This window comes from Psychrilyobacter sp., from assembly GCF_049671765.1.
Taxonomy (GTDB): domain Bacteria; phylum Fusobacteriota; class Fusobacteriia; order Fusobacteriales; family Fusobacteriaceae; genus Psychrilyobacter.
Map to the genome: position 1 here is coordinate 1 of NZ_JBATVM010000095.1, position 4,183 is coordinate 4,183.

A 4,183-nucleotide genomic window follows, 5' to 3' on the forward strand; every position below is an offset into this window, starting at 1 on the left:
ACTTAGCTGACACTTTTTAATCTTCTTAGAACTGGCTATCTCCAGCATTTTTTCAGATATATCCAATCCATAAAGAAGATTATTTGAATTTAAACCTCTTAATTTCTTTAAAAATCTACCATCTCCACATCCTAAATCAAGTACAGTTGTATCGTCTTTTATATCTATATTTTTTAGTATATATCTATCTAATTTCTCTGAATTACCATAATTAGTATGGGCAACTTTATCAAAAAAAATCTTAGATTTCTCACTATAACTATTCTTTTCCATTAGTTTTTATCCCATATTTTTCTAAATCCACTACCCTTTTAGCTTTTTGAGTCAACCCTAAAATTCCCCACTTGTCAAACGACCCTCTCAGCTTTAAAGTATTTTCATCCAATAATTTAGCACTCCCATAATACAACTTTCCATTCCAAGAATCATAGATCCATCCACCTTGTAATTTACCGTCTTTTTTAAATAATTTTCCTACAACTGGCAGTCCCATAACTTTTCTACTTTCTACTCTCAAAGTTTTATCAGGATTATTTCTATCGTATTGCTCTACCCCTTCCATCTTATCTCCTTTAGGATAGTAAAGATCTTTTAACCATGCAACTTGACCTATAAACTCTTTATTTTCATTCTCTTGGATATGTATAATAAACTTTCCTTCTGGCATCATCCAATATCCTGTATACCCACTTTGTGCAAATGTTAAACTACTTATTAAAAGCATAAACCCCAAAACTATTTTTTTCATTTTCTTCCTCCTCTTTATAAATACTCCAAAGATCTTCTAATCCCCTTATTTTAAATAGATGAAATAATAATTTCATACCTATTTTTTTATTAATTGGGTAACCTATTTTTTCTAAGATACTAAAACTTTCCATAGAATAATCAATAATTCCTTTTAAATATTCCTCTGTAGTAGGTGTATCTAAAATATTCAAATTAACGGCCTTCTCTTCATCTATCTCTAGTTTATCCATAAAAAACGAAGTAGCCAAGTTTATCTTTTTAGCTAAAAAGTCTTCTTTCATATCACAAAGGTCATCTAATCCTTGTAAAGACATTCCTAGATTATATAGTGCCTTTGATATCTCCTTAAATTTATCATTTTTTTCCATATATAGTGGCACAAGAATACCTATTTTTAATAGTTCTCCGCCAATTCCACTATGAATATCATGAGAAATAGAATTATATGATGGATAGCTCTCGTATATAGATCGATCTCTCAACCCTTCACTTTTAGCTATCAAATATATACTTTCAAGTACTTTATTACTTATCCCTTTGTTTTTTTTATCCAAATCAAAGATTATTTTTTCTAGATTTTTTTGAAGCAACAGAGTCAGCAGAGTATTTTCAGTTGTTTTCTCCTCTATTCCATTTAAAAATATAACACCTTTACTTTCATCATCTATAATATTATCTGTACAGGTTATTATTCCTCTAAGATAAAATAAACATTTTCCATATTTAACGATATCTTCTTTTTCCGCTTCTAAAAAGTCTATTAAACTTAGCATAAATATAGAGAAAAAATTTCTTTTAAAATTTTCTTTTAAATTTTCTTCCTCTACCTCTATGTTCTCAAAAAAAGATAGTTCATAAAGATCTTTTTTTATATTTTTTACTACTGTGTTATATATCTTGTTTGATTTTAAAAGCTGTTTTATAAATTTACCTGTTTTATGCACTTTTCCCTCCTTTTCTTTCAATTAAAATTTCTTCGATGCTTTTCTTACTTTTTCTAGATTTTTTTCAAAATTTTGTTTTGTTTTTTCTGGTAATTTATCTACATTTTCAAGGATGAAACTTTTAAAGTTTTTTATTCCTATAAATTTAAATATAAATTTTACATATTTTATATCAAGTGCAATTAAAGAAAGTGGAAATGGATATGCTCCTCCTCTTGATCCTAAATAAAATGCTTTTTTCCCTTTCATAAGACCAATAGGCATTCCTAACTTACTATATTTAAATGTAATTCCTTTTACAGCAATAAGATCTATATAAGATTTTAAAATTGCAGGGATTGAAAGGTTCCACATAGGAGAACTAATTATAAATTTATCATATTCAATAAAATTTTTGGCAGTTTCTACCATAACACCTTTTTTTTCAAAAGAATCACATAGAATCTTATAATCTACATATTGACACCCTTCATCATAGAGGTCTAATTCAGTTACTATATCCTCTGGATTATTTTTTATATATTCCTCTATAAACACTTCCGCAATTCTATGAGAGATAGACTCATTTTTTGGTTTTGGACTTGCTTTTATATACAATACTTTCACGCAATCACCCCTTATTGTTTTTTATATACCATATGATAACCTTCATTAATGAAAATTCAATGAAAGTTTTACATTATTTTAATATCCTAATTTTTATTATGTATAATAAATATATTATAACATTAGTTTTATTAAATTTCATAATGGAGCCTAAAAAAGGATTTTCCAGTTGGAAAATCCTTTTCAATTATTTTATTATACCTTTATTTACACCTAATTTTTATTACTTAGTTCCAAATATTCTATCTCCACAATCTCCTAATCCTGGATAGATATATGAATTTTCATCTAGTCCTTGATCCATTTTACCTACAAAAATATCTACATCAGGATGCTTTTCAATTACTTTTGCAATCCCTTCAGGAGCTGCTATGATACACATAAATGAAATATCTTTTACACCTGCTTCTTTAAGATAATCAATTGAATAGATTGCTGACCCACCCGTAGCAAGCATTGGATCTACTAATAAAACTTTCATATCAGCTATATTTTCTGGTAATTTACAGTAGTAATATACTGGTTGTAACGTTTCTTCATCTCTGTATACTCCTATATGCCCTATCTTAGCCGTTGGAATAAATGTGGTAACTCCTTCTACCATTCCTAATCCTGCTCTTAAAATAGGAACTACAGCCACCTTATCAGCTAAGGCTTTAGCAGTTGTCTTCATTATAGGAGTTTCTACTTCTACATCCTTTAATTTGAAATCCTTTGTAGCTTCATAAGTCATTAGACCTGCTATTTCTGTTAAAGTTTCTCTGAATAATTTTGTTTCTGCATCTTTATTTCTAAGTAAAGTTAATTTATGTTGTACTAATGGGTGATTAATTTCTATTACTGACATTTTTTTCCTCCTAATTTTTTAATACTTTATTTTTCCCTAAAAAAATAGGACTTTAAAAAAAGTCCCACTTTTATTACTTCTTAAGATTGTATCTTTTGTTAAACTTATCTACTCTACCAGCAGCATCAACGAATTTCGCCTTACCTGTATAGAATGGATGACACTCAGAACAAACAGCTACATTTAAAGTTTCTTTTGTATATGTTGATCTAGTTTCAAATTTGTTTCCACATGAACACTCAACGTTAATTAAGTGATAATCAGGATGAATACCTTTTTTCATTCTAGTCACCTTCCTTTATAAAAAATTTTTTATTCACGAGAGTAATTATATCAGAAAAACCACATAAATTCAAGTGTTTTTGTAAATTTAAATTACTTGACAATTTTTCATCATTCCATCTCATTTAATTTCCAATTATAATCAAAGTATTTTATTTTTTTATCCTGAGAAATATCTAAATATTTTCTTATATCTCCAAAATCATCCTTATACCATTTAAAAATTTTAGATAGATATATAACATTTTCTACACTATCCATCCCTTTATTTTTTTGGTCTAAAAATTTTAATTTTTGCTCCAAAAGCTCCCTGTCTAAACTTTCTACACGATAGGCAGTTCTCTTTAGATCTGGACACGATATTGATGCACATACTATGGCAAAATGAATAAGCTCATCTCCACTTTTTCTCAAAATCGAATTTTCTATCTCTCCTAAAGAATAGAGTTTATCATCTATCTCTATAATATCTTTACTCCAAACCGATTTAAACAGCGAGCCTGCATCTTTAATCCCATCTATAGGATAGTTATCCACAATCATCTTAACTGCTCCTATATTATAAACATTTATCCAAAATGCTTTTAATTCATCTCCTTTTATTTTTTTTATGTCTACTTTCCTTACCTCTTCTAGCAATTTTTCAAACTTAACATCTTGCTTTAATCCCCTATAATCTACTACTACCAAAGTTATTCCATCTTTTTTTCCAATAGACGTATATTTTTGTAACAGTTCATCCCAGGTATCCAAA

The 4,183-nt window shown here is 28.1% G+C and carries 7 protein-coding genes; all 7 read right to left on the reverse strand.

What is annotated here, in order from left to right; translation table 11 throughout:
- On the reverse strand, positions 1-273 hold a 273-nt coding region (locus WBG30_RS04535; protein WP_424503453.1), incomplete at its 3' end, for a methyltransferase domain-containing protein.
- Entirely contained in the window at positions 260-748 is a 489-nt protein-coding gene (locus WBG30_RS04540; RefSeq protein ID WP_424503454.1) for a DUF2147 domain-containing protein, read from the reverse strand. The genes WBG30_RS04535 and WBG30_RS04540, both read right to left, overlap by 14 nt.
- Positions 708-1,694, reverse strand: a complete 987-nt coding sequence (locus tag WBG30_RS04545) for a hypothetical protein (protein WP_424503455.1) — start codon at positions 1,692-1,694, stop codon at positions 708-710. The genes WBG30_RS04540 and WBG30_RS04545 overlap by 41 nt, the downstream gene beginning before the upstream one ends.
- Before the next feature lie 21 nt (positions 1,695-1,715).
- Entirely contained in the window at positions 1,716-2,300 is a 585-nt protein-coding gene (locus WBG30_RS04550) for an FMN-dependent NADH-azoreductase (protein WP_424503456.1), read from the reverse strand.
- A gap of 223 nt (positions 2,301-2,523) precedes the next feature.
- Positions 2,524-3,147 carry a uracil phosphoribosyltransferase gene (gene upp / locus WBG30_RS04555; RefSeq protein ID WP_424503457.1) on the reverse strand — a complete coding sequence of 208 codons (624 nt, stop codon included), beginning with the start codon at positions 3,145-3,147 and terminating at the stop codon, positions 2,524-2,526.
- A 73-nt stretch (positions 3,148-3,220) separates the two neighbouring features.
- Entirely contained in the window at positions 3,221-3,430 is a 210-nt protein-coding gene (rpmE, locus tag WBG30_RS04560) for a 50S ribosomal protein L31 (protein ID WP_028856419.1), read from the reverse strand.
- Between the two features lie 110 nt (positions 3,431-3,540).
- A partial coding sequence (locus WBG30_RS04565) for a DUF547 domain-containing protein (RefSeq protein ID WP_424503458.1) occupies positions 3,541-4,183 on the reverse strand: 643 nt, incomplete at its 5' end.

What these genes read in the sequence shown, in the direction of transcription:
- upp (WP_424503457.1), bottom strand. Translation starts at nt 3,147, where the DNA reads ATGTCAGTAATAGAAATTAATCACCCATTAGTACAACATAAATTAACT.
- WBG30_RS04540 (WP_424503454.1), bottom strand. Translation starts at nt 748, where the DNA reads ATGAAAAAAATAGTTTTGGGGTTTATGCTTTTAATAAGTAGTTTAACA.
- rpmE (WP_028856419.1), bottom strand. Translation starts at nt 3,430, where the DNA reads ATGAAAAAAGGTATTCATCCTGATTATCACTTAATTAACGTTGAGTGT.